Origin of the sequence: Fulvivirga ligni (assembly GCF_021389935.1) — a bacterium.
Taxonomy (GTDB): domain Bacteria; phylum Bacteroidota; class Bacteroidia; order Cytophagales; family Cyclobacteriaceae; genus Fulvivirga; species Fulvivirga ligni.
Genome location: NZ_CP089979.1, coordinates 2861474 through 2886467 on the forward strand (window position 1 = coordinate 2861474; position 24994 = coordinate 2886467).

Genomic DNA, 24994 nt, shown 5'->3' on the forward strand with positions numbered 1-24994 from the left:
AAAAGACTCACTGATGCACCCATAATGCCTTATTCGTTAAAGCAATGGAAATCTCAATGTGATACCACCAATGTGCATGTGGCCACAGCGGCTCAGGTTTTATTAGGAGAGATCATGATGAAACCTCAAGAGGCAGCCACATTTAGTCAAAAATTATTGGCATCTGAAGAGCAAGAGAATAGACTGGCTTTGGGATTATACAGTGCTGAGTTTAATATTCAGGCTGCCAATGGTTTGGCCTTTCGTTATGTAGACAAAGGAGTGGAAAAGGACGGTGATTATTTTTATCGTGTTGTGCTGGCTTCGGATAAAGAGAATGCAAAGGTGCTGGTGAATGGCAGAAGGCAAAAGGTGAAAGATGTGTATGAGCCTAAAGCCGTTATGGAGGTGAAAGCTACTGGTGAAGACGGTGAAATAATAATCAACTGGCCCAAGCAGTACAATGATAATAATTTTTCAGGGTATTTGCTAGAAAGATCTGCAGATGGGAAGTCTTTTGTCCCTCTTATGCAGGTGCCTTTTAAAACGCTTGATTCTGAGGCATCAGAGCATATTTATGCTGATGAGGTAGATGTTTATCAAAAAACATATTATTATCGGATAAGAGGGATTACAAGCTTTGCAGATTTAGGAAGTTATTCTGTTGTAGTTTCGGCGCATGCTGTAGATTTAAATGGTCCGCCACCTCCTTCTTATGTGCTGGCTAAGAGCACCTCAGAGAAAACTGTAGATATAAGCTGGAAAGATAATCCGGATCTTACACCAGATCATGCTGGTTATTTTATAGCCAGAGCGGATAATATTCATGGTCCTTTCACCAAAATTAACGATAAGCCATTTAAGACTTCGATTAAGAACTATACTGATGCTAACCCCATACCTTATAAACCCAATTTTTATGTAATAATAGCGGTGGATAAGCTGGGGAATGAAAAGCAAAGTGTTGCGGCCATGGCCATCCTTGAAGACCATACGCCACCATCTACGCCTGAAGACATGATAGGTGTGATTGATTCCTTAGGGCTGGTGTCACTAGCCTGGCCTTTGGGTAATGAAGAAGATCTTATGGGCTACCGCGTGTATAGAGCTGATCATCCTGATGCTGAGTATCTTCAGGTAACGAATGAAATTATTCCTGGCAACTATTTCTTAGATACTATTCCGTTAAATACCCTTACCAGAAAAGTATACTACAAAGTGGCTGCTTTTGACTTCAACTTTAATCCTTCTCCCTTCTCGTCAGTCTTAGAGTTGGAACGGCCAGATTACATAGCCCCGGTAAAGCCTGTAATTAATGATTTCAGTGTAGTGCAGGACACTATACATCTGTATTGGGCTCAGAGTAGTAGTAAAGATGTGGCTCAGCATATTTTATGGAGAAAACAAGGCCAGCAAGGTCAGTGGATGAAGTTGGCGGAGTTTAATGGAGATGAAAATCATTATGCAGATGTCAATATCGAGTCGGGGCAAAAATATTCGTATGCTTTGGAAGCTATCGATAAAAGTAAGATTCCTTCCGGCAAAGGTACATCTGTTGCTATTAAGTCTGGTGTAGCTCAAGTGCCTATGGTACAGAACCTTAAAGGTCAATTTGATCAGGAGAGTAAGCAATTCATTCTAAGCTGGACATACCAAAGCTCGGAAGACGTGAAATTTGTGATTTACAGAGGGCAGGGAGCTGAGTTGGTGAAGGCTTATGGCTCATCATATGGTAAGGAGAGAAGTTTCGCAGATAAAAAATTCTATCTGGTAAAAGAAGGCTACACCTATCAGGTGAAGGTAATTACAGCTAAAGGAGTAGAGTCTGATCTTAGTGATCCATTTACAGTGTCGTTTAAATAATAGATTCAGGAGTTGGCGGATAAAATTCAAAACATTGAGGACATAATCAATCACTTTGCTATTTCGTTAATGGCGCAAAAGTCTGAAAAAGAGGTGCTTTGGGATTTGGTTAAAAATTGTATCTCTAAGCTCGGGTTAGAGGATTGTGTGATTTACATTTTAGATGAAGAAAGGCAGGTCTTGGTGCAGAGAGCGGCTTATGGTGCTAAGAATCCATACGGGGAAATGATTGTTTCACCCATAGAAATACCTGTAGGAAAAGGAGTGGTTGGGGCTGTGGCTAAAAGCGGCAAGGCAGAGATAGTGAATGATACCACCCTGGACAATAGATACATAAAAGATGATGAGCTCCGCTACTCGGAAATTGCGGTGCCTATTGTTTTGAATAGCAAGGTGATTGGTATCATTGATTCAGAGCACTCTTCTAAAGGATTTTATACCGGTTGGCATTTAAAAGTGTTTACGCTTATAGCGAATCTTTCTGCTAACAAAATAATGTACGTAAGGGCGGAAAAGCAGCTCAAAGAGGAGGAAAAGCAATACTTAGAACTTAAAAATCAGCTGTCCACTTATAGATTGCAGTCATTGCAGGCTCAGCTCAATCCGCATTTTGTTTTTAATTCATTGAATGCCATACAGCATTTTATTTCGGCGAAGCAATCGGACTTGTCGCTGAAGTATTTGTCGTTCTTTGCCAAATTTATGCGACTCTCACTGAAGGCCATACCAGATGATGATATCGATCTATCGGCAGAAATAGATCTGGTTAAATATTATATGGAGCTGGAAAAACTGAGGTTTGGTGATAAGTTTAATTATAATATTCATATACAACCTTCATTAAATTTAAAGCTGTTACGCTCGCCGGTTATCCTTATTCAGCCATTTGTGGAACATGTGGTGGCAAACATTGTGGTAAAAGATTTAAAGCATACTGAGGTGCTGATATCAATATCATCTGAAAATGATTATATTGAATGTGAAATTGGCTATAATGGTATTTCAAATTCCATAGGCCATGAGCGAGAGTGGGAAAGTGCAAATAATAACTCTAAACCCTGGATTGGAATATACGACCGCATCAAAATGCTCAATGCTATGTTTCGGGCAAACCTTCAAATAGAGTATGGTGAGGCCACTCTTAAAATGATTATTCCCATCTGGCTAATGGCCGATTAACTTGAAAACTTTAAACCACATCTGGAATACCGTTAGTGCGTTGGGCACTTCCCCTGATCATCCGGATCATCTCAACAGAAAGCTGATTTTGGGTAACAGAATTTCTTTTATTGCCGGAGTATCATTGTTTCCAATTGCCTTTTTCTATTTGGATGTGCTACCCCAATTTCTGGGCTATTCCCTCGGAAGCATGTTTTGCTTTATGCTGCTGGTATTCAACTATTTCGGTTATATAACCGTGGGCAGGATAATCTTTATGATGGGTGCACCTTTGTTAAGTGCGGTAAACGGAGCTTTCCTTCCAGATTCTATTAGAGATGCTCAGCGGCTGATTATGATGTCAGGAATCACAGTGCCCTTGGTGCTCTTCGGAATAACAGAAAAGAAGTGGATGATCTTCGGTATAGTGTTTACAGCGCTATGCATGATTGCCTATGACTACATGCCCAGATCAGAGGAGTTCATCATACAGATGGATCATCCTGGTTTAGATCCTACCGTGGTACTACTCATAGGGGCATTCGTAAGCTTTATAATCTTTATATCTACTTTTGTCTACCTTCAAAAGCTTAACCTAAGTGCTGAAGAAAAACTAAAAAGTCTGCTTGAGAAGTCTCAGAAGCAACAGCACAAGATAGAGCGTCAGAACGAGCAGCTTGAACATCATAACAGGGAGTTGAGCATCAGAGCATTAAGCGCTCAAATGAACCCTCACTTTCTCTATAATTCACTCAATTCCATTCAGCATTTTCTCACCATAAATGATAAGACCTCATCGTTAAACTATCTCTCAAAATTCGGTAGGCTGATCAGAAAATTTGTGGACTATGCTGACAAAGGCTTTATTCCATTAAGTGATGAATTGGCTCTGTTAAATCATTATCTGGAGCTGGAAAGTTTACGATTTGGAGCTGCCTTCAAATACTATGTGGAGGTAGATGAAGACTTATTGCTCTATAATATTGAAGTTCCTCTACTTCTTATTCAGACCCATGTAGAGAACGCCATTCTTCATGGATTAATGCAGAAGGAAGGGGATAGGAAAGTTCATATCACATTTAAGAAAGATCATAGTCTTCTCTTGTGCGAAGTGGTGGATAATGGCATAGGCCGGGAAAGATCTAAAATGATCAATATGAAAAAGACAGGGTACCACATATCTAAAGGCATTCAGAACTCTCGTGAGCGCATGAAGTTGATGTATCCTGATCTGGATAACTTGCTGATTATTGATGATTTATATGATGATCATGGAGAATCTAGCGGTACCAGAGTGACAATAAAAATTCCTTTTGAAACCATCTAAAATAAATGCTATGTTAAAGACAATTATCGTTGAAGATGAGCCGCATGGAAGGGAAACCCTAAAGAATTTACTCACTGAGTATTGTGAAGATGTGACTATAGCCGCTCTGTGCGGAACGGTCGTGGAGGGCATAGAAGCCATAGACAAAGAGCAACCTGACCTGGTTTTTTTGGATATAGAGCTGCATACAGGAAATGGTTTTGAAGTGCTGGAGCAGGTAAAGAAGCTGAACTTTGAAGTGGTTTTTACTACAGCCTATGAGGATTATGCCATTAAGGCCATCAAGTTCAGTGCTCTGGATTATCTGCTCAAGCCCATAGATATTAGTGAGCTTAAAGAGGCTGTGGAGAAAACCAGAGAGAGAAGGAAAGAGATGGATTACAATAAGAACCTGCATAATCTTGTGAGTAATATCAAAGGGTTTGAGCAAAAGAGAATTTCTCTTTCTACCATGGAGGGAGTTGAATTTATAAAAACTGAAGATATAATACGGCTGGAGGCCAATGGTTCATACACTAACTTTTTTCTGGTGGGAGGGCGAAAACTGGTGGTAAGTAAAAACCTGAAAGAGTATGAAAATCTCTTGTCTGATCATGATTTTTACCGCACGCATTATAGCACACTCATCAATCTGAGACAAGTGGATCGGTACCTGAAACAGGATGGAGGTTGCGTAGTGCTAAAAGATGGCTCACAGGCACCAGTTTCTCAAAAGCGCAAGGAGCTATTTTTTGAAGCTATGAAAATGGCTACCTAAATATCTGTCTGTTTCAGGATCTTCTTGATTACCTCATCCAGATCATTAGCGGAGGTGAGCATGTGATCAAGTAAATTTTTAATGTTTGGAGGAACCTCTGTTTCCATTTCTATTAGATTCATTATGCCTAAGATACGGGCCAATGGCGCTCGGGTCCGGTGAGATTGCATCCAGGCGATAGATTTTAACGCATTATTTTGTTTTCTTATCTCACTTAGCTGTTTTTTAGAGGCAGTTATGTCCAGCACGGCACCCACGGTTCTCACTGGTTTGCCATTCTCGTCTCTCAAAATATGGCAACGATCTACCACATAGGCAGTTTCGTTGGTGGCAGTCAGTATTTTGTATTCTTTGGTCCAGAAAGTGGCTTGAGGGTTTTCCAGAGCTGTACTAATTGAGCTCCAGACATCCTCTGTTTCTCCTTCTAAAATTAATGAGAACCAGCTGTTTTCCAAGTGGTTAAGCTCTTTGGATTTATATCCAAACTGATTTTCATAGTTAGCGCTTCGGGTAATCACATTGGTCTTATGATCCCAGTCCCAAATGATCTCATTGCTAGCCTGCATAGCCAGTTCAAACCTTTCATTACTGATCTCCAGCTGCTTTTCATGCTCCATCTGTTCGGTAATGTCCTGCACAGTTCCTTCAATGAGATAGGGAACGCCATGATCATCCTTTTTCAGATCAAAATGTTGTTTAACCCATTTTAATTCATTGTTTTTAGTAATAATACGGTTTGTGAAAAAATGCTCGGTGGAGGGAAGACCATCTAGCATATGCCTATCATCAGGGTGGAAGGTTTTCTTTATATTTTCCATATTAGGTACAAACTCATGGGGTTGGTAGCCAAATATGGCATAAGTTTCATCTGACCACTCAGCTACGTCATCGGTGAGTTTTCTGCTCCAATATCCTAACTTGGCTATATTTTGGGCAGTTTGCAGTCTGTCATTTGCTTGTCTAAGATTTATCTCTACTTTCTTTTGATCAGTGATGTCTTTGGCTACCATAAATATCACACGCTCTTCTTTCTTAAATTGCGAGGTGCAATGAAACCACTGAACCTTATTGTCTTTACCTATTATGCGTAGTTCCTTATGTACGGTCTTGTGCTGCTCTATGTTTTTCTCAAGAAAGTCAGCAAAAATGCTTTGATCATCAGGGTGCACTAATCGTTCAAAGGGAGTGTTGAGTAGTTCTTCTTCGGAATAGCCCAATATTTTTGAATAGGATTTATTGAGCTTTTTTAAGTTTCCGTCAAAGCCAATAATGCTCAGCAGATCCGATGATATATGAAAGAAATTATTAAATACATCTTCAGTAATCTTGTGCTTTAGAACAGCGCCAATTTGACTACCTACGTGCTGTAACACATCTTTAAGGTAGATTAAATCTTCTGACTTGCTTTTAGAGTGCAATAAAAACGACCCCAGAAACTGATCATTGTATATTATAGGTACACCTAAAGTGGTCTTAAAATTTGCATTTTTGGCTGATTGCCAGCGAATAAAGTCTTTGTTCTTATCGATATTCTTCCAGATTACGGTCTCTTTTTCTTTCCATAAATAACCAGGCATGCCTACTCCATAGCTAAATGAAGTGTGTTTTTGTGAGCCGTGATAGAAACTGATGTCACTGTCATTCTTTAAAGCAAAACTTACCATATTAATCTGCCTGTTGTCAATGGAAGTGATCCAAGCTTCTGCAGCATCTATATGTGCGCGTTGGAGAAGTATGCTTAACGATGCGTATAACCTGATTTCCAATGAACCGGGCTGGCCAATGGAATTAGATAGTGATAGCATAAGTTGCTCTTCCTCTTTTTCAATGACCAGAGAACTAATATCTCTAACAGAGCCGATAAGTCTGGTAGCTTTTCCTTTACTATCTCGAACAATATGTCCCGAATCACTTACTATAGCATAGCTGCCGTCAGCTTTTCTAAAGCGGTATTGCTCTGAGCATTGATCTACGCTATCATTTTCCAGTGCTCTATTTAGCGTAGTGTAAATTCTTTCCTGATCCTCAGGGTGTACCTTGTCTTTCCAAAAGTCACTATCCTGAACTTCATCATCCTCGTATCCGAAAAGAGTATGGAGTGATTCGCCCCATCTTTGGGTCATGCCTAATTCCAGGTTCCAGTCATAAATATGATCTTTACTGGCCTTGGCTATTAGCCTATACCTCTCATTGGCAAGTTGTAATTCATCAGCCTGATATATGTCTTTGGTGATGTCATGTGAAGTGGTGACAATACCATTTACAATGGGATCATTAAGCAGGTTAGACAGTTTGGTAATGAGCCAATGCCATTCGCCATGTGCGTCCTTAAATCGGTAGGGGGGAATGGTGACTATGCGTTCGGTCAATGCCTTAGCCAGACATCTTCTAATACGCGAAACGTCCTCAGGATGAATATAGTTAAATACATTCTGTGAGTATAGCTTTTCCGGATCATAACCAAGCACCGCAACTGATGAAGGACTGATGTACGAGTAGTTTCCGTCAGCATCAATCACAGCAATTAAGTCCAGACCTTCCTGCACCAAAGATCTAAACTTATGCTCACTGTGCTTTACTTTTTGAAGCACGGAATGCACCTCAATTACACGTGTTACAGAGGCTACAAAATTTTCGATGAATAATATATCGCTCTTGCTCCACTTTCTTTCCAGTTCGCAGTCATCAATGCCTATAAATCCATTAAGCTTGTCTTTAATAAAGATAGGGAGCAATACTATAGACATAATTCTTTGAGAATGGAGATAGGCCCTCAAATTGTTATTAGGAAGTTCTGAGGTGATCATGCCGAACTGACGGTTTTCAGCAATATTGTCCATCAAATCAGGGAAATGCTGATAGGTCAAATAATTGACTGAAAGAGCAGGGGTGAATTTGGCCGTCCATTCTATCTTCTTTTCTCCTTCCCAGTCCTCTAAAGACTCGTAGTCATTCAGGCTCTCAAAATAGTAGATACGATCTATTTGTAGGGTTTTGCCTAATACTTCAAAACTTTGATTGAGGGCATCAATTTCACTGATATTAGTGCTGAGCACTTGATTGATGTCTGTAATGGCGTCAAAAATACGCTTATATCCTCTAATTTCGGCTTTTTGATGCAGGTCTGAGGTAATGTCATGGATCATAATCAGAATGTGCTCCTGATTATTATCTAAGTATTTTTCGCCCTGTACTTTAGCGTAGAAAGTTTGTCCGTTTTTTTTTACATGGTTCCATATGGAGCCTCTGTTTGGAGGGTTGATCTGGATCCAATCGATGTATTTGATGTTATCTGTTTGAGAGAATATTCCATCGATGCTCATGGAGCAGAACTCAGGCTCTGAGTAACCGTATTTTATGATCGCAGGTCTGTTTACCTGATCAATTTGAAATGTAGCTGTATTAAAAGATATCACCGGAAATGGTGAAATGTTTAATAAAGTTTCAATTTCACTAAGGCTAACTAGTGAATTTCTGTTTTCTGTCCTCATACTCATTTATAGCGCTTATCTCATATTTAATTTAACGAAAATTAGCTAGAAATGGTAGATGAAAACCGATGGAAAACTCTGAGATTAATAAAAATCTCTCTAAGAAAAATCTATTTAAAGCTTTTCTCTTTAATGTATTCTTCTACATAGTTTTTGAAGTTGTTCAATATTCTTTGCCAGCCAGCTCTCTGACTTTCAGCACTTTCATTAGCACGGAGTTCAAATACTTCTGTAATTCTGGTGAGATTACCATCACTGATGAACGTGATGGTCACAGTTCTGCCATCATCTAATTTGTAGGTCATTAAGGTAGGAGCTTCGAGCTCACCATAATATCCACTGTGCTCAATGATTGTAATACCTTCATTGGTTCCCATGGTATAGGAAAATTTACCATTGGGTTTGAGGTCATTTTTGATTTGAGTAACACTTACAGTATCCGAAGGGCGGCACCATTGTATAATGTGCTCAGGGCCAGTCCATAACTCCCAAACGAGTTCTGGGGTAGATTCAATAAGTACTCTTACAGTTAGCGATTCCATAGGGTCAGTTTAAGTCAGGTACGCGAAAATAATCAATTAAATCATTATTGTATAATAATTTATGTAAGCAATAGTTGCTTTTATTATATTAATATTTTAATTAATTATATTTTTTACCGGCTACGAACTATTATTTACCACCCTTACAGTCTCATAGTCTGTTACTTATATATACGTAGTATAGGTTAATTAAGGATTTAGAAAATTTTCAGTAAGAAGTATTCTTCTATTAATTCAGTAAAATTACTTAAATGATAAGCCTCAAGAGGTCATTATTCACCAAGCGCCTTCAATATTTCAGGCTCGTTAATCTTTATTGCTTTAGGTAATTTTACTTGTCCGTCCGCACCAATTATAATATATCTAGGAATCCAATCCAGATTGATATAACTGGTTAAGGTGTTTTTCCATCCTTGATGTAGCCAATAATTGTCACCGTTTAACTCATATTTATCAATAGATGAAGTCCACTTTCCCTCTTCTTTGTCTAAAGAAATAAAAACAAAGTCCATTTCTGGATGATGCTCCATAAGCTCATGTAGTTCTGGCACGGACACAAGACAATCTCTGCACCAGCTGGCCCAGAAATCAATTAAAAGGTCCTTTCCTTCGTGTCTTTTTAGAATTTCACCGAAGGTTGTAGATGAGCCTGCTAAAGAGGTAAGAGGTAATTGCAAAACACTATCTGGAAAATTCTGAGTGCTCAGATAATCCGGGGGAGGGGCGTGCTGTGCAAATAAGGAAGTTTGTAAAATGAAAGTTAAAGCAGAGACAAGGATTATTTTCATACGCAAATATTTTCTTAAAGATAGTTTACAATCCATCGGAAACCAACCACAATTTACGTGATTTTACTAAGATTTTAATTTCTTCTCGTTCTCTAACTTCCTGAATTTAACCACCTTACCGATAAGCTGAAGCGGCACGGGCCGATCTATAGGAAACTGAACGGCTCCCTTGCTGGTGTTGTAGTCAGAGAATTCTTTGCTGAAGTGCCTGATACCCGATGGCGCAGGATAGAAGCCAATATGGTTTTTGTATGCAACAAAATGAACGAGATTGCCATGATACACAAAGGTGGGTATAGCATATTTCATGGCTTCCTCAGCCTCTGGCACCACCGATAATATTTTTTCTCTGATCTGCTGCAGCTTTTTCTGCACCTCTTCAGGGCAAATCGAAATATATTCATCAATATTTTTCGGAGAAGCATTCATTTTACGCATAGTATAAAGGTACTACAAATTAGCTGGTTGTATGGGTATAACTGCGTCAATTTATATATGTATTTGCGCCTAAAACGCCTGTATTAAGGCTTATGAGAGTAACTATTCGTCATGCATACTGTTTCTATATAAACGCTATGTATAATTAAATAGAAAGATTATGTCAGAACTAATTATAGAACAGGAAGTCTTAAAATCAGTAAATCCTGCTACTGGAAAAGAAATAAAAAGTTATTCATTAATGACTAATGAAGAAGCTTCTACCGCAGTTAAGAATTGTCATGAAGCCTTTTTGAAATGGAAGATGAAAACACCGGAAGAGCGCGCAGAAATTATTGCGGCTATTGGTGAAAAACTCTCTGAAAACAAAGATGAGCTGGCAAAAGTCATGACCGAGGAAATGGGTAAGCTGGTGAAGCATAGTAAGCAAGAAGTAGATCTTTGTGCATCTATTTGCCAATGGACAGCGGAGAATGGCCCTAACGAACTTAAAGATGAGGAAAGAGAACTAGCCAGTGGAACCAGGGGTATCATAACTTATTCTCCTATTGGAGTAATTTATGGTATACAGCCATGGAATTTCCCTGCTTATCAGGTAATTAGATATGCCATTGCTAACTTGATGGCTGGAAATGGAGTTTTGCTAAAGCATGCAGAGTCCGTAACGGGGTCGGCTTTGATGCTGGAGGAAATTTTTAAATCGGCAGGTCTGCCAGATGGTTTGTTTAAAGTTCTCGTTATAGATCATGATCAGTCTGATAGTATCATAGAAAATGAGCTTGTGAGAGGTGTAACTTTAACCGGAAGTGACAAGGCAGGTAAAGTAGTAGCTAAGAAAAGCGCGGAACAACTTAAGAAAACTGTGCTAGAGTTAGGGTCTAATGATGCTTATCTAGTATTAGAAGACGCCGACCTGGAGAATGCTGTGAAAATGTGTGTAAGGGGAAGAATTTACAATAATGGTGAAACCTGCGTAGCTGCAAAGAGATTTGTGGTAGTAGATAAGTTATACGAGGACTTTAAAAAGGCTTTTGTAGAACAGATGAAAGCCCTTAAGGTGGGAGATCCAACTGTGGAAGAAACGAAAATTGGCCCAATGGCTCGTAAGGATTTAAGAGATAAACTTCATGAGCAAGTGCAGAAAAGTGTCGAGCAAGGTGCTGATGTACTTTGTGGAGGTAAGATACCTGAAGGTGAAGGCTTCTATTATCCGGCTACAGTACTGGATAATGTAACTCCTGGCCAGCCTGCTTATGATGATGAGCTTTTTGGACCTGTAGCGTCTCTGATAAAAGCTGATAATGATGAGGATGCGATGAGGATTGCCAACGATAGCCGCTTCGGTCTTGGGGGTGGAATATTCTCTAAAGATGTAAAGAAGGCTGTAGAATTGGCTAAGCACCATTTTGATACTGGAATGGTTTTTATTAATGGCTTTGGCTTAGCACAGCCTAATATGCCTTTTGGCGGTGTAAAAGATTCTGGTTATGGCAGAGAGCATGGCGGTTTTGGTATGAAGGAATTTGTGAATGCTAAGGCAATCAATATTATTCAGGAATAGAATGTAAATAATATATGATAAAGAAAGTCAGGCCTCTTGGGTCTGACTTTTTTATGTTCGTATATGTATGAGGGGTGTCGCTCTTAATGCAAACTTTTATAAATCACCCCATCCTTCATTACAAAAGTCACATTAGTGGTTGCATTTATAGACTTTAAAGGATCACCCTTTACCACCACAATGTCAGCCAGGTAATCAGGTTTAATATTTCCTATATTGTTGAGTTTGAAAATTCTGGCGTTTACGCTGGTCACTGATTTCAGGATGTCCAGGTTGGGCATTCCATACTCGCTCATTAAGATGAGTTCTCTGGCATTTTCTCCATGCGGAAACACACCCACATCACCTCCGGCAATGATGGTGACCTTGTGTTTAAGCGCTCTTTTGAAAAAATCTCTTTTTGCTTTTACTACCTCTGGTTCTGGTTGAGTTTGATCATCCCATCCACGGTAGGTAGATATGGCATAGGTGGCTGCAAGTGTAGGGCAGAGAGCCACGTTCTTTTCTTTCATAAGCGCAAGCACTTCATCGGTGGCATCAGAGCCATGTTCTATGGTGCTCACACCTGCAAGAATTGCCCTTCTCATACCTTCAGCAGTAGAAGCGTGTGCTACTACATCTCGGCCGCTGCTTTTGGCAGTTTCCACTATCAGTTTTAATTCTTCCAAAGAAAATGTAGGCATAGCTTCTTTATTTGCTCCCCATCTGTAATCTGCATATACCTTTACAATATCAGCTCCATGACCAATTTGCTCTCTGGTTACTCTTATTAGATCATTGCCATCGGCAGCCTGTGCACCTAGAACAACCTCTACATCAGGATTATAACCTTTCGGTCCATAGCTCCCGGAGGCTACAATAGCCCTGCCTGCCACCAGCATCCGAGGCCCTGCCACTATACTTGCTTCAATGCTTTGCTTTATGGCTACATCAGCATAGCCAGCGCCTTCAGATCCTAAGTCTCTTATGGTAGTAAAGCCGGCCATGAGGTTTCTATTAGCCATTTGTGCTCCACGTATAGCTCTTAAGTTTTCTGATTCCTTCATCACCTGATCATTCCACTCAGTCTCATTATAAGGATATAGCAGCACGTGAGAATGCGCCTCAATCATTCCTGGCATAATAGTACTATTGCCAAAATTGATCACAGAATCAGCCTGAGTACTGAGTTTTTTAAAGGGTCCTATAGCTGTTATTTTATTGCCTTCTACAATAACAGCATAGTTCTCATGGATTTCTTCTCCATCAAAAAGCCTGTCTGCAGTGAGTAAAATCTTTTGAGAGAAAGTGGTGATTGAAATGAGTGAAAAAGCAAGTGTATAAAGTAATTTCATTTTACAGGGGTAATGTATTTAAAAGCAAAGGTTACGGCCAGGCATAGCAGACCTAGAATAGGATAGGAGGCCCCATTTCTCAAAGCCGAAGCAACTATAGTGGGACTAATATCGCCTGCAGCTGCAATGGCGTCAAAGGCATCTCGGTAGACTTTTGCATAGCCTATCGCTCCGAAAATGACTCCAATAGCTCCTAGTGGAATGAGTGATCTTTTCCTCTCTGGAGAATCTTCATCTTTCGCCAGGTATTGACGAATACCCTGAATGATGATAAAGACTAATAGCAGATATAGTGAAATAGATATCCAGCTGTCAAATAATGGCGGTAACATGTTATAAGAGTCCTCCTTCTTTTAGTTGATGTAGTATGCGGTTCAGGCTTCTCAAGGTTATGCCTAGAAAATTAGCAAAATCCTGTTTAGAAATCATCTCTAATAAATCAGGATTAGCTTCCAGAATGTTCAGGATGTTACTCTCTGCATCATGAGCCCACTGGTAAGCATGCCGTTTAGATTTGTAACTGATTTTATTGGCCAGTGCAGTCATTATTAATCGGTTAAAAGTTTGATCTGTTTGTAAAAGTTGATCAAACTGATCGCGGCGAATTTTATAGACCTCCATATCTGATATGGCCTCTATTGAACAAAAGCTCAGGGTATTAGTAAAAACTTCAACCTCTCCGCAAATTTCACCCGTGCTGAAGAACTCCTGAATAAAGTCTTTGCCATTATCCTCAGATCGGTAGCATTTGGCCAAACCAGAACTGATGATGAAGATATTCTGTACGTTTTTTCTTTGCTCAAGAATGATCTCGCCTTTATTAAAAACCTTTTTAATAAACTGATTATCAGGTGTTTTTATGATGTAATTGAGTAGGTCCTGATTTTTTCTGATCATTTTTTAATAGGGTGGGACAAATGTCCTTTTTGGTAAAAATAATTTAATGTCTATTTGTAACATAGAATTTGAACAATTAATCGATTGAGATTTATGCAAGCGGAAAGATTATTAAAACAGATAGAATTTATAAAGCAGATAGATCAGCTAAAATATATCATGCGTAAAACGCGCCTTTTCAATAGTGATAGGCATGAAAATGACGCAGAACATAGCTGGCATTTGGCTATGATGGCCATTGTACTGGCTGAGCATGCAGATGAAAAGGTAGATTTGCTTAAGGTAATGAAAATGGTCCTTATCCACGATATAGTGGAGATAGATGCAGGAGATACCTTTTTGTATGACAATACCAAAAACCACGTGAATACCGAGGAGGAACTGATTGCTGCCAAACGTATATTCGGTTTGCTTCCAGAAGATCAAGCTACAGATTTAATTGATGTATGGCAAGAGTTTGAGGCTGGAGAAACCAAAGAAGCCAGGTTTGCCAAGGCACTGGATAGGTTGGAGCCAGTAATGCAAAACGTGAGCAATAACGGTGGCACCTGGGCTGAATATGACGTAGAATTATCCAGGGTTATCGATAAGATCTGTGTTATAGAAAAAGGATCGTCTACCTTGTGGGACTACACACAGGAAATAGTAAATGAAAGTGCAGAAAAGGGCATTTTGAGGTCAAAGTGAAGAGTGCCGGGCTGGAAACGGCAATGGAATAGATCTTATGGGATAAAATATTGAATTTCTTGGATAATTTTTTATTTTTAATAAAAAGCCAACTATGATTAGAAGTAAAATATTATTCGTTATTCTGTTGATGCTCGTAGGAGGGACTACTTTTTCTCAAGAATTAACAGAGCAGGAGCAAAAAGCATTTGACATGCTGGCCAACCTTTCATATGAGCTTGGATCTTCTTTTGGCAAAGAAGAAAAGCTATATTTTAAAGGTGAGGCCTATGATGCGCCCTGGAAAGCTAAGCTAGAACCTTTAGAAAGCTATGTAGAAGTACTTAACCAAATAAAGGCAAATGCTCAGCTTGAAACCAACATCGGTAAGTACGGAACCTACCTTAATTTTAGATCAGATGTAGCTACTTCAAAACCCCATTTTGATGAGGTTTTCAGGCTTTTCCTGGCCAAGGAAAGTGTAACTAAGGCCACTGGAGAAGACGTTTCTCTTAATAGCAGGAGAAGAAGTGATGTGAGGAGCCAGGGAGATGGCATATATGCCAGTATAATTTATCAAGTAAAGCCTGATCTTACTGAGGAAGAGTCTTTAAAAGGTAGCATCACTTTGAAAGGTAAGGTAGGAGATGAGTTTAAAACTACGCTGGTTACTAAGGGCGACGTTGGTAAAGAATTTACCGCAGAAGGAGTGAAATATAAGGTGATAAAAATTCATCATAATCTGGTAGTATTAGAGCCGCTTTCAGAGCCTGAAGAAGATATTCTGGACATTCGGTATGAGCATGTAAATGCAAAAGGTGAGAAGCTGGTGAAAATGTCTAAGCAAGAAATTGAAGCAGCTACGGGTGTTAAAGATGACGGCCCTATGAAGATGAGTTTCACAAAATCCGTTATGCCAAGAGAGATTTATAATGCCTTTCAAGAGAAGCCCAACCTTACTTTAGAAGAGTATAAAAGCACTTTTAAAGGCATGATTCTCAATAAAGTACGTGAAGCTCTGGGTAATAGCAATTCAGAGGAAAAATGGAGTGATCTGTATATTATCCTGCATTTGAATGCACCTTTAGATCAGCTCTATTTCTATGAAACTGTTTATAAAAAAGAGGTTGATATTACTCTTGATGTGAAATAGAGGAATGGCATGATCAAAAGAGGTGGCTATTGAGGCTATTCTACTTTTGATCATGCTTTTTTATTGATTAGTGGTTGTATGCTTTTTCTAGCTCGTCTACTTCCAGTTTGCTCATTTGCATCATAGCAACAGTCATTTTTTTTGTTTTAGCAGGCTCTCCATTCATCATCTTGTTCATTAAGAAATTAGGAATAATTTGCCAACTCACGCCAAATTTATCCTCTAGCCAGCCACAGCGGCTTTCGTTACCCTCTGCAGTAAGTTTATTCCAAAAATGATCTACTTCGGTTTGGTTTTCGCATTTTACAAATAAGGAAATAGCTTCGTTAAAGGGCACGTTATTATCCACCCCACTATCCATTATTCTGAACTCAATTCCTTCCAGTTTAAACGAAGCATGTTTTATCATTCCTGTGGGGCCTGGTTCACCTTCTTCATACTTGGCGATCATATCTACGCCAGAATCATTGAAAAGGGAAATGTACAGTTCAATGGCTTCTTGGGCTTTGCCACGATTATCTCCACTAAACATAAGCAGAGGCACTATTTTTTGAGTAGTTTCTGTACTGCCATCGGCAAGCATAAATTGCCACCCAATACCATATTTATCTTCTAACCAGCCATATTTTTGACTCCATGGGTAGGTGTCTAAGGCCATCATTACTTTTCCTCCATCTATGAATTTATTCCATAATTCTTCCACTTCGCCCTCAGTTTCGCATATCACGAAAAAAGAGATAGATGAATTAAATGTAAATTGAGGGCCCGCATCAAATGCATAAAAGCGAAGACCTTCTAATAAAAAGGAACCCGTTTGAATTTTATCGGAAGGAAATGGGCTTTCCTCAGACCATTTTTTGAGCGAGCTAATCTCAGAGTTATTAAAATTTGAGGTATAAAAGTTTATGGCTTCTTCGGCTTGATCATTAAACCATAAAAAAGGGATAATTTTTTGATGTTTTAAAGCTTTCATGGTAGTGACTATTATTCATGTGGATAATCAATTTAGACAAAAATCCTTATTTAATACATTCGTTGCGTTGTACGAATGCGCCACATTAGCGGGGTGATTACGCTGGTCTATTACCTACCAATATTATTCTCAAACTTGCTCAGCTCTCTGGAAATGTCCTGAAGTACTACTGAGATTTTTTCAGAGGTCTGCTGCAGCCTTTCCAGAATGGCCTGGTTATCCTTAGAATCAAACTTTTCATGCTTGATCAGCTGTAAAAGACCTACCAGAGTAACGAATGGCGCCCTAATATTATGGGCCAGATCATGCTGGTAGCTGGATATCTGCTCTAGAGACTTTTCCAGCTCTTCAGTTCTTTCTTTCACCAGCTTCTCCAGGTTATTATTAAGAATGGTTATCTCCTTATTCTTATCTTCGAGGAGATCATTTTGCCTTTTAATTTTATCTCTTTGCTCTTCTACTTCCTTTTTTTGCTCAGTTATAATCTCAGAGTTTTTGAGTTTGCGCTTGTAACTTCGGTAGGATATGATGAGGACCACGGCGAATAACAAAATAATGCCACCGAGCAGAGCAGTCTGTATTTGAGCCGCTTTAAGCTGTGATTGCTGTTCGGAGATTTTAAGATTCTGAATTTCTTCTTTAGCGGCAAATGCTATACTATCAGCTGTTGATTTTTTCTCGTATTCATATTTATACTGCTGCTGCAATATTAATTCCTGATCTTCAAGGCTTTGAATGCTATCTTCATACTTGCGATTAAGCTCCAGCATTTCCAGAGCCTTGGATGACTGATTTAAGGCTTTATAGCTCTCATATAATATTTCTGCTGCGTCAGCAGTGCCTTTTATCAAATGAGTATCTATAGAGGTTGATAACGCTTTCTGACAATAGAAAATGGCCTTTTTATAGTCTTTTAGCTCAAGATATGCTGAGCCGAAGTTGTTATACGCATCCACTAAACCGCGATGATCATCTATTACCTCTATGATTTCAAACCCTTTCTGATAGTAGATCAAAGACTTTTTAAAATCTTTTTTTTCACTGTAAACCCTGCCGATGTTGGCATATGCGTAAGCCCGTTCTCTCTTAAAGTCTTGCTCTATAGCTAGTTCCACCGTAGAATCCAGGTAGGCGAGAGCTTTATCATACTTTTCTAGACCAATGTTTAAAACTCCGAGATTGTGATAGGAGGCAGTGATGATTTTCTTTAATTCGGCACTATTTTCATAATCTGGAGAGCCCTTTACATATCTGATAGCCTGGTGATAGTTGTCAATTGCTTTTCCATAATTTTTGTTTTCATCATTAATCATGGCCAGGTTATTTAACGTGGCTGCGATGCCTTTAACGTCCTTTATCTCTTCTTTGAGCTCAAGGCTTTCATAAAGCTTTTCAGTAGCTTCAGCATATTGACCTAACATATAAAGAGCTGTACCCTGAGTATTTAGGGCCACGGCCATCTGCTTTTTAGATCCTACGGATTTCGCAAAATCATATTGTAACTGAGCATAATAAATGGAACTGTCAGGGGCGCTAAATAGATAGCCTTCCCATGCTAGCAAATTAATAGCGGCTATGCGGCTACTGTCTGGTAATGACTTGTCCTCAAAAGTTTGCTTTAAACTGTCAAGGTTAACTTGCCCAAATACAGAAAACGAGATAAGTTGAAAAAGTATAAAAAAATTTCTCATCGAAGTTTAAAAACTTCAATATAAGCTGAAATGAAAAAAAAGTCTACACTTGTATAAATAAATGTAGAAAATTTATAAAATAAACACATATTTTATAATAATGAAAAGACGTAGAGCATTTCCGCGGCTATTTCCATTGATTTAAAGTCATACTGATCGGCTTCTTCAGCCGTATCGTCATAAGACTTTGGGTCTTCATATCTTACCGCAATTCTTTGTTCAGTACCCGGAATAAATGGACAGTTTTCATCAGCATGAGAGCATGTCATAACAGCAGCAAAAGCCTCGCAATTATTTTCAGCATCATCAAAAAGCTTAGAGAAGGCTTTAATAGGCTGAGCATTATCACTATATGAAACCAGATATAATGGATTGTCATCTCCTGAAGCAGAAACTTTAAATCCGTTTCCTTTTATGGCTTTTACAGCACGTTCGTTAAAGGCTGTAACTTCCACGCCTCCAGAATAACATTTCACAGGAATGGCAAAGTAAGCAGCGGCAGTTTGAGCCCATATTTGGGAGAACTGGCTACGTCTGGAATTATGAGTACAGATAAAATTGAGATGGGCAGTTTCGTTCGAGCTTAGCTTCTTGGAAATATAATTAATGAGTTCCTGAAGTACTGCTTTGCGCTCATCTGAAATTTGTGTTTTCAAAGCTCTCTCAATAGTTTGAGAGAGCTCTGGATAAAATTTAATACTTGACATATCGGTTGATTAACAGCAGCCCGAACCTGGTTCACAACAAGGTTCTGCACTTTCGCCTAACTTTACTTTTGGTTTATCTCTTTTTCCTGGCTTTTCAGCATAAACAGTTACACTGTAAATACCTGTGCCGCCATTATTGAAATGTTTTATCTCATCCTCATTGAGATATTTTGCTAATATATCATTCGGAATTGAAATGGCCTTTTCTTTTTGAATAGTTAGGTTAACAAAACCAGCTTCTTCAATGTATTGCAGATACTCATCTTTTTGAATAGCTCCGGAAACGCAACCTGCGTACATTTCAGCATCATTTTGTAGGGCAGGAGGTAGGGCTCCAATAAGTACAATGTCAGAAATACTAAAATGTCCGCCAGGCTTCAGAGTTCTGAAAATTTCACCAATAACCTTAGGCTTATTGGGTACTAAGTTCAGTACGCAGTTACTCACAATTACATCGGCCACATTATCATTTACAGGCATATCGTCGATGTCGCCTTCTCTAAATTCTACGTTGTTAAAACCTAGCTTTTCAGCGTTAGTTCGAGCCTTGTTAATCATAGCAGGCGTGAAATCTATACCTATCACTTTGCCTTCAGCACCAGTTTCATGACGGGCCACAAAGCAGTCGTTACCAGCTCCAGAGCCCAGGTCTATAACCACATCTCCAGGTTGGATTTGAGCAAATTGTGTTGGTAATCCGCAACCCAAGCCGAGATCAGCATCAGCAACATAGCCATCGGTCTGGTCATAATTGTCATTCATGATATTATAAACCTCCGATGAAGAAGGGGTAGCCCCACAGCAAGAGGCGGCATTAACACTAATTTTTTGCTCCGCGATTTGAGCGTATTTTTCTTTTACTTCGCTTTTTAATTGCTCTTCGGTTTTCATAACTTATTTTGTTATTGCAATATTACGATCAATATATTTAAATTTTTTTTCAACAGCAAGAATCGCCCTGATAAGAGTCGAAAAGAGTGTTGAATTGTTCCTTAATCTGCTTCCATCTTTGCGGATGTATACAGTAGTTAACCCGAGATCCTTCAATGGTACCTTGAATAATGCCAATGTCCTTAAGTTCTCTCAGATGCTGGCTAATTGTGGCCTGAGCCAACCCTAGCTCCTGGACTAAATCTCCGTTTATACAGGCGTTAGCTTTAATCAAATGCTGAATGATAGCAATCCTGGCAGGGTGCGCAAATGCCTTGGCTGCTATGGCCAGCTCATTTTGATCTTCTTTGAATAAATTGGTTTTAGTAACGCCCATTCAATAGTATTTGTATATCGCAATATTACGATATTAAATGAATTGATGTTTCACGGTTGGATAATATTTTATTATTTAAAATTAGTCTAAATAAAAACAATAATATAGATTTGCCTCCTATGATTAAATCAACCAACAAAATTGGGCTGATAAGCCATCAACCTTAATCTGATAATATGAAATCAATAATTACTACCTGTCTATTATTTCTTACAGTTTCTTTGGGATACGGACAGGAGAATATATTTCTGCAAAGAAGTTATTGGGAAAAGTCACCTTCTTTAGATGAGGTGAAGAAAATCATTGAGCAGGGCAATGATCCTGCTGCCTTTAATGCTCACAAGTTTAACGGTATTATGTATGCGATGCTTAGCAAATTGCCTGCGGAGACTGTCATATACATGTTGGATAACTATTCACAGGACATCAATGAACTCACTCATGATGGAAGAAATTACCTGCATTGGGCTGCGATGGGCGGAAGCATAGAACTAATGAAATATCTTGTTGAGCGAGGTGTTGATGTGAATATGGTAGATGACCATGGCTACTCAGTGATCACATTTGCCGCTACTACCGGACAAGCTGATGAGAGGATATATAACTACCTACTGGCTAATGGAGCCAATATCAAGGATGTAAATCACGATGGTGCAAATTCTTTGTTGCTGCTCATCCCTCATCTTTCTGATGATCAGATGATTGATTATTTTATAGATCATGGTTTATCCCTTCAGGATCAGGATGAAAATGGCAATAATGTCTTTTTCTACACAGCCAAAACTGGCAACAAGGATATGATGGATATACTCATTGAAAAAGGGGTAGATTATAAGGCACTCGGTAAAAAAGGAGCTAACGCTATTATAGCTGCAAGTCAGGGCACAAGAAGAAAAACTAATGATCTTAATGTGTTTAAATATCTAGAATCTAAAGGAATAGCACCGAATATAATTACTGAGGAAGGGGTTACACCTTTACATGCTTTGGCTGCCAGGTCTAAAGATGCATCAGTAATCGAATACTTCATTAATAAAGGAGTAGATATTAATCAGGTTGATAACCATGGTAATACCGCACTAATTAATGCCGCGAGCCGCAATGATTTGCAAATAGTGAAGTTGGTAACTATAAAAGAGATCAATCACAAAAATAAGGCTGGGGAAACTGCTCTTGCTAACGCTGTGAGAGGTAATACTATTGAGGTGGTAGAGTTTCTGATCGATAAGGGTGCAGAAGTGAAACTCACGGATGCCGAAGGTAAGACGCTAGGCTATTATCTAGTAAACTCATTCAATGGACAGAATAAAAAAGACTTTGACTCGAAGTTGAGTTTGCTAAAAAAACACGGCTTTGACCCAGCTCGGTCTCAGGCTAAAGGTAATTCACTTTTACATCTGGCTGTTGAGAAGAATGACCTCTCACTGGTAGAAAAGGTTTTGGCCATGAATATTGATGTGAATCAAGTCAATAATGAAGGGACTACTGCATTACAAATTGCAGCAATGAAAGCTACGGATGCTGATATCCTTAAACTATTAGTCTCTAAAGGAGCCAATAAAAAAGTGAAAACCGATTTTGACGAATCTGTTTATGATTTGGCTAGCGAGAATGAAGTTTTGAAAGAGAATAAAATAGACTTACAGTTTTTAAAATAAATCAATGAAGAAGGTATTGAAAGGTATTAGTTTACTGGTCTTAAGCATATGTCTGGCCAGTTGGTCTTATACAGAGTCTGGTAAAAGTTCTTATAAATGCATGGTGCAACTAGTTAATTATGAGGGCGAAGCAGCTTATGTGGCCGTCTCTTTGATTAACCCTGCTGGGGAATATGAGAAAACTTTGCATGTAATGGGTAAAGATGAAGATTGGTATCCTGATCTAACTTCATGGTTTAGTTTTTTCGAGGGTAATACTGATATCGACGGCACCAGCAGTGCAAGCATTGCAGGGGGAGAACGTAGGATTTTAGTTTTGAATATAGATGAGGATAAGTTAGATGCAGGATATCGAATTCGGTTTGAAACGGCTGTAGAAGAGCAGAAATACTATGAGCAGGATATTGAAATTCCTTTAACCAAAGAAGGAATACAAGGTAAGTTCGAAGGTAATGGCTATATCAGATACATCAGAATTATGCCAGGTTAATTACCGCACAATTCATTTTTAGAGTCATTATGATTATTTCTATTTGGAGGTACAGTCATCTAATATTGGCTGTATCTTCTTTTGTTTTTATTCTCATAGCATCTATCACAGGTGTTATTCTGGCCTTTGAACCGGTCTCATATCAGCTTTCAGACTATAAAGTAGATGGTTCAGATCAGGTTTTACTGGCTGATGCCTTTGAAAAGATCCAGACTCATTATGATGAAATCTTTAACTTGAAGGTGGATGAAAATGGATTGGTTTCCGTTTCAGCCGTTGATAAGGAAGGTAATATGAGTGATTTCTACATCAACCCAACCACCGGCGAGCAGTTGGAGGTGGTAGAGGATCAGCAGCCACTTTTTGAGTTCGTAACCAGCTTACACCGCTCTCTTTTTCTTAAAGGTTTCGGACGCTTTTTTATGGGCTTAAGTGCTCTTTGTTTGTCCCTTATAGCCATTACAGGAGTGGTTTTAATCATCAAGCGACAGCAGGGAATAAAGCATTTCTTTTCCAAAATCATCAATGAAAACTTCTATCAATACTACCATGTGTATTTAGGGCGGCTGGTCTTAATTCCTATTCTTATTACTAGCCTTACAGGCACATATTTATTCTTGCAGAGGTTTTCAGTAATACCGGAATCTACTGCGGCTCAATATGATATTAATTATGAAACTCTCAGTGAAGAGCCGGCAGTTTCTCCTGAGCAATTTGAATCTTTTAATAATGTGAAACTGGGAGAATTGAGAGTTCTTGAGTTTCCATTTTCTCCTGATGTAGAAGATTATTATGTACTCAAACTTAAGGATAGTGAGCTTTTAGTTAATCAATACACAGGCGAGGTTATGGATCAAACGGTATATCCGTTCGTGAATATCATTTCAGAACTTAGCCTAACCTTGCATACGGGGCGAGGTAACATTTGGTGGGCTTTGATCCTTGGGTTATCAGCCTGTAGCTTGCCCTTTTTCATATATTCAGGCTTTGTGATGACTTTCAAGCGTAGAGCTTCAAAGATTAGAAACAGTCTACAAAAGGCTGATTGTAAGTATATTATCCTGGTTGGATCGGAGACTGGCACAACCATTCCGTTTGCTATGCAATTACATCAACAGCTGTTAGAAAATGGCCAGTCGTCTTATATCACAGAAATGAATCGATATGAGATGTTTGAAAGTATGGAGCATCTTATTGTTCTTACTTCCACCTATGGTCATGGAGAGGCGCCTGTGAATGCTTCTAATTTTATAAAGCTATTTAAAGACTGCACATCTGAAAAGGCCTTTTCTTTTTCTGTTTTAGGTTTCGGTTCCTTGGCTTATCCAGATTTTTGTCAGTTTGCGAAGGAGGTGGATCTGGAGTTGGGCATGCACCCGCTGAGTAAAAGAAAGATGGAATTGCAGACAGTCAATAATCGTTCTTGGGAGTCATTTCGCCAGTGGGCTCGACAATTATCACAAGTAGATAACTTAAGCCTACAAGTGCCTGCCAAGAATCCTGTTGATCTGAAGCCTAAAAAGGTTCAGGGGTTCACAATTATCTCAAAAACCAAGGCAGAAGATAGTCTAGATGATACGTTTATTATCGAGTTAAGTAATCCTTCGAATAAGATTAAATCGGGTGATCTGTTAGGTATTTACCCTCCAAATGAGAGTGAGAGATTATATTCCATTGCATTGATCAATGGCAATATTATTATAAGTGTAAAAAGACATGAATTAGGTGTCTGTTCTAATTATTTGAATAATCTTAAAGTGGGTGATACTCTGGAAGGCAGCCTCGTGAGAAACAAGAATTTTCATCTTCCAGCAAAGTCTAAGAAAGTGATTATGGTAGCCACTGGAACGGGCATTGCACCCTATTTAGGAATGATCAATGATGGTTTTTTGGGTGACTTGCACCTCTACTGGGGTGCGAGAAATGAGTCTTCTTATGAAATTTACAGACCGTTTGTGGATCAGGCTTTGGCTAATAAAAAGCTTCAAAGCTTCATTCCTGCCTATTCAAAATCAGGTGGCGCAAAAGTGTATGTACAGCATTTGTTGGAAAAAGATGCGCATCTATTAGCTCAAACACTTAAAGACAGAGGTATAATCATGCTCTGTGGCTCTATTTCCATGCAGCGAGAGGTCACCAATGTTCTGGAACGCATTTGTGTGGCGCACAACGGTAAAAAGCTAAGCTATTACCAGAATAAAGGACAGCTTAAAATGGATTGCTATTAAAAAGAAATTGCTGATTCAAAACCCAT

General features: G+C 39.0%; 22 protein-coding genes. 10 read left to right on the forward strand and 12 right to left on the reverse strand.

The genetic code is table 11. The features are described from left to right. Window positions 1–24: 24 nt before the first annotated feature. From LVD16_RS12250 to LVD16_RS12265, 4 genes are read left to right on the forward strand one after another with little or no spacing between them, the layout of a single operon-like run. The gene (locus tag LVD16_RS12250) at window positions 25–1842 is read left to right on the forward strand and encodes a fibronectin type III domain-containing protein (protein ID WP_233774233.1); all 1818 of its coding nucleotides are present in this window, start codon (window positions 25–27) and stop codon (window positions 1840–1842) included. Between the two features lie 12 nt (window positions 1843–1854). Beyond that, window positions 1855–3021 (forward strand): histidine kinase, encoded by a 1167-nt coding sequence (locus tag LVD16_RS12255; RefSeq protein WP_233774234.1) that lies wholly within the window; start codon window positions 1855–1857, stop codon window positions 3019–3021. Window position 3022: 1 nt separating this feature from the next. Then, on the forward strand, window positions 3023–4327 hold the full coding sequence (locus LVD16_RS12260) for a sensor histidine kinase (protein WP_233774235.1): 1305 nt from the start codon (window positions 3023–3025) through the stop codon (window positions 4325–4327). A 10-nt stretch (window positions 4328–4337) separates the two neighbouring features. Continuing rightward, on the forward strand, window positions 4338–5084 hold the full coding sequence (locus LVD16_RS12265) for a LytR/AlgR family response regulator transcription factor (protein ID WP_233774236.1): 747 nt from the start codon (window positions 4338–4340) through the stop codon (window positions 5082–5084). Here LVD16_RS12265 and LVD16_RS12270 read toward each other — a convergent pair. From LVD16_RS12270 to LVD16_RS12285, 4 genes are all read right to left on the reverse strand, one after another. Beyond that, window positions 5081–8575, reverse strand: coding sequence for a PAS domain-containing protein (locus tag LVD16_RS12270; protein ID WP_233774237.1), 3495 nt, complete (start codon window positions 8573–8575; stop codon window positions 5081–5083). The two genes, LVD16_RS12265 and LVD16_RS12270, sit on opposite strands and share 4 nt — an antisense overlap. A gap of 110 nt (window positions 8576–8685) precedes the next feature. Further along, a complete protein-coding gene (locus LVD16_RS12275) occupies window positions 8686–9117 on the reverse strand; it encodes an SRPBCC domain-containing protein (RefSeq protein ID WP_233774238.1) in 432 nt (143 codons plus the stop codon). Window positions 9118–9389: 272 nt separating this feature from the next. Continuing rightward, on the reverse strand, window positions 9390–9905 hold the full coding sequence (locus LVD16_RS12280; protein ID WP_233774239.1) for a TlpA family protein disulfide reductase: 516 nt from the start codon (window positions 9903–9905) through the stop codon (window positions 9390–9392). Window positions 9906–9971: 66 nt separating this feature from the next. Beyond that, complete coding sequence (locus tag LVD16_RS12285) at window positions 9972–10343, reverse strand: iron chaperone (RefSeq protein WP_233774240.1); 372 nt, start codon at window positions 10341–10343, stop codon at window positions 9972–9974. Window positions 10344–10503: 160 nt separating this feature from the next. Here LVD16_RS12285 and LVD16_RS12290 point away from each other — a divergent pair, with 160 nt between their 5' ends. Continuing rightward, a complete protein-coding gene (locus LVD16_RS12290; protein WP_233774241.1) occupies window positions 10504–11904 on the forward strand; it encodes an NAD-dependent succinate-semialdehyde dehydrogenase in 1401 nt (466 codons plus the stop codon). 83 nt (window positions 11905–11987) lie between these two features. On the opposite strand, the gene LVD16_RS12295 is transcribed toward LVD16_RS12290, so the two are convergent. From LVD16_RS12295 to LVD16_RS12305, 3 genes are read right to left on the reverse strand one after another with little or no spacing between them, the layout of a single operon-like run. Further along, window positions 11988–13238: an amidohydrolase family protein gene (locus LVD16_RS12295; RefSeq protein WP_233774242.1), complete on the reverse strand. Its 1251-nt coding sequence runs from the start codon at window positions 13236–13238 to the stop codon at window positions 11988–11990. Next, entirely contained in the window at window positions 13235–13570 is a 336-nt protein-coding gene (locus tag LVD16_RS12300) for a hypothetical protein (protein ID WP_233774243.1), read from the reverse strand. Before LVD16_RS12300 ends, LVD16_RS12295 begins: the two co-directional genes overlap by 4 nt. A 1-nt stretch (window position 13571) precedes the next feature. Continuing rightward, complete coding sequence (locus LVD16_RS12305; protein ID WP_233774244.1) at window positions 13572–14135, reverse strand: Crp/Fnr family transcriptional regulator; 564 nt, start codon at window positions 14133–14135, stop codon at window positions 13572–13574. Window positions 14136–14228: 93 nt separating this feature from the next. Between LVD16_RS12305 and LVD16_RS12310 the strand changes: the two genes are divergently transcribed. Both LVD16_RS12310 and LVD16_RS12315 read left to right on the forward strand, forming a co-directional pair. Then, a complete protein-coding gene (locus LVD16_RS12310) occupies window positions 14229–14822 on the forward strand; it encodes an HD domain-containing protein (RefSeq protein ID WP_233774245.1) in 594 nt (197 codons plus the stop codon). A 94-nt stretch (window positions 14823–14916) separates the two neighbouring features. Then, window positions 14917–15954 (forward strand): hypothetical protein, encoded by a 1038-nt coding sequence (locus LVD16_RS12315; protein ID WP_233774246.1) that lies wholly within the window; start codon window positions 14917–14919, stop codon window positions 15952–15954. A 67-nt stretch (window positions 15955–16021) separates the two neighbouring features. On the opposite strand, the gene LVD16_RS12320 is transcribed toward LVD16_RS12315, so the two are convergent. From LVD16_RS12320 to LVD16_RS12340, 5 genes are all read right to left on the reverse strand, one after another. After that, window positions 16022–16927: a VOC family protein gene (locus LVD16_RS12320; RefSeq protein ID WP_233774247.1), complete on the reverse strand. Its 906-nt coding sequence runs from the start codon at window positions 16925–16927 to the stop codon at window positions 16022–16024. Between the two features lie 110 nt (window positions 16928–17037). After that, entirely contained in the window at window positions 17038–18618 is a 1581-nt protein-coding gene (locus LVD16_RS12325; RefSeq protein ID WP_233774248.1) for a tetratricopeptide repeat protein, read from the reverse strand. Window positions 18619–18710: 92 nt separating this feature from the next. Next, window positions 18711–19325, reverse strand: a complete 615-nt coding sequence (locus tag LVD16_RS12330) for a low molecular weight phosphatase family protein (RefSeq protein WP_233774249.1) — start codon at window positions 19323–19325, stop codon at window positions 18711–18713. Between the two features lie 9 nt (window positions 19326–19334). After that, window positions 19335–20216, reverse strand: coding sequence for an arsenite methyltransferase (locus tag LVD16_RS12335; RefSeq protein ID WP_233774250.1), 882 nt, complete (start codon window positions 20214–20216; stop codon window positions 19335–19337). Between the two features lie 49 nt (window positions 20217–20265). Further along, window positions 20266–20592 carry an ArsR/SmtB family transcription factor gene (locus LVD16_RS12340; protein WP_233774251.1) on the reverse strand — a complete coding sequence of 109 codons (327 nt, stop codon included), beginning with the start codon at window positions 20590–20592 and terminating at the stop codon, window positions 20266–20268. A 176-nt stretch (window positions 20593–20768) separates the two neighbouring features. Here LVD16_RS12340 and LVD16_RS12345 point away from each other — a divergent pair, with 176 nt between their 5' ends. Genes LVD16_RS12345 through LVD16_RS12355 form a run of 3 tightly spaced genes read left to right on the forward strand, consistent with a single transcriptional unit; the run spans window position 20769 to window position 24968 of the window. Further along, complete coding sequence (locus LVD16_RS12345) at window positions 20769–22250, forward strand: ankyrin repeat domain-containing protein (RefSeq protein WP_233774252.1); 1482 nt, start codon at window positions 20769–20771, stop codon at window positions 22248–22250. A 4-nt stretch (window positions 22251–22254) separates the two neighbouring features. After that, the gene (locus LVD16_RS12350; protein WP_233774253.1) at window positions 22255–22740 is read left to right on the forward strand and encodes a DUF2271 domain-containing protein; all 486 of its coding nucleotides are present in this window, start codon (window positions 22255–22257) and stop codon (window positions 22738–22740) included. Between the two features lie 29 nt (window positions 22741–22769). Next, window positions 22770–24968 carry a PepSY domain-containing protein gene (locus LVD16_RS12355; RefSeq protein WP_233774254.1) on the forward strand — a complete coding sequence of 733 codons (2199 nt, stop codon included), beginning with the start codon at window positions 22770–22772 and terminating at the stop codon, window positions 24966–24968. Window positions 24969–24994: the final 26 nt, after the last annotated feature.

Bases quoted from the DNA above. Each gene is read 5' to 3' on its own strand.
- LVD16_RS12250 (WP_233774233.1), top strand. From the start codon at position 25: ATGCCTTATTCGTTAAAGCAATGGAAATCTCAATGTGATACCACCAAT.
- LVD16_RS12265 (WP_233774236.1), top strand. From the start codon at position 4,338: ATGTTAAAGACAATTATCGTTGAAGATGAGCCGCATGGAAGGGAAACC.
- LVD16_RS12270 (WP_233774237.1), bottom strand. From the start codon at position 8,575: ATGAGGACAGAAAACAGAAATTCACTAGTTAGCCTTAGTGAAATTGAA.
- LVD16_RS12275 (WP_233774238.1), bottom strand. From the start codon at position 9,117: ATGGAATCGCTAACTGTAAGAGTACTTATTGAATCTACCCCAGAACTC.
- LVD16_RS12280 (WP_233774239.1), bottom strand. From the start codon at position 9,905: ATGAAAATAATCCTTGTCTCTGCTTTAACTTTCATTTTACAAACTTCC.
- LVD16_RS12285 (WP_233774240.1), bottom strand. From the start codon at position 10,343: ATGCGTAAAATGAATGCTTCTCCGAAAAATATTGATGAATATATTTCG.
- LVD16_RS12290 (WP_233774241.1), top strand. From the start codon at position 10,504: ATGTCAGAACTAATTATAGAACAGGAAGTCTTAAAATCAGTAAATCCT.
- LVD16_RS12295 (WP_233774242.1), bottom strand. From the start codon at position 13,238: ATGAAATTACTTTATACACTTGCTTTTTCACTCATTTCAATCACCACT.
- LVD16_RS12300 (WP_233774243.1), bottom strand. From the start codon at position 13,570: ATGTTACCGCCATTATTTGACAGCTGGATATCTATTTCACTATATCTG.
- LVD16_RS12305 (WP_233774244.1), bottom strand. From the start codon at position 14,135: ATGATCAGAAAAAATCAGGACCTACTCAATTACATCATAAAAACACCT.
- LVD16_RS12310 (WP_233774245.1), top strand. From the start codon at position 14,229: ATGCAAGCGGAAAGATTATTAAAACAGATAGAATTTATAAAGCAGATA.
- LVD16_RS12315 (WP_233774246.1), top strand. From the start codon at position 14,917: ATGATTAGAAGTAAAATATTATTCGTTATTCTGTTGATGCTCGTAGGA.
- LVD16_RS12320 (WP_233774247.1), bottom strand. From the start codon at position 16,927: ATGAAAGCTTTAAAACATCAAAAAATTATCCCTTTTTTATGGTTTAAT.
- LVD16_RS12325 (WP_233774248.1), bottom strand. From the start codon at position 18,618: ATGAGAAATTTTTTTATACTTTTTCAACTTATCTCGTTTTCTGTATTT.
- LVD16_RS12330 (WP_233774249.1), bottom strand. From the start codon at position 19,325: ATGTCAAGTATTAAATTTTATCCAGAGCTCTCTCAAACTATTGAGAGA.
- LVD16_RS12335 (WP_233774250.1), bottom strand. From the start codon at position 20,216: ATGAAAACCGAAGAGCAATTAAAAAGCGAAGTAAAAGAAAAATACGCT.
- LVD16_RS12340 (WP_233774251.1), bottom strand. From the start codon at position 20,592: ATGGGCGTTACTAAAACCAATTTATTCAAAGAAGATCAAAATGAGCTG.
- LVD16_RS12345 (WP_233774252.1), top strand. From the start codon at position 20,769: ATGAAATCAATAATTACTACCTGTCTATTATTTCTTACAGTTTCTTTG.
- LVD16_RS12350 (WP_233774253.1), top strand. From the start codon at position 22,255: ATGAAGAAGGTATTGAAAGGTATTAGTTTACTGGTCTTAAGCATATGT.
- LVD16_RS12355 (WP_233774254.1), top strand. From the start codon at position 22,770: ATGATTATTTCTATTTGGAGGTACAGTCATCTAATATTGGCTGTATCT.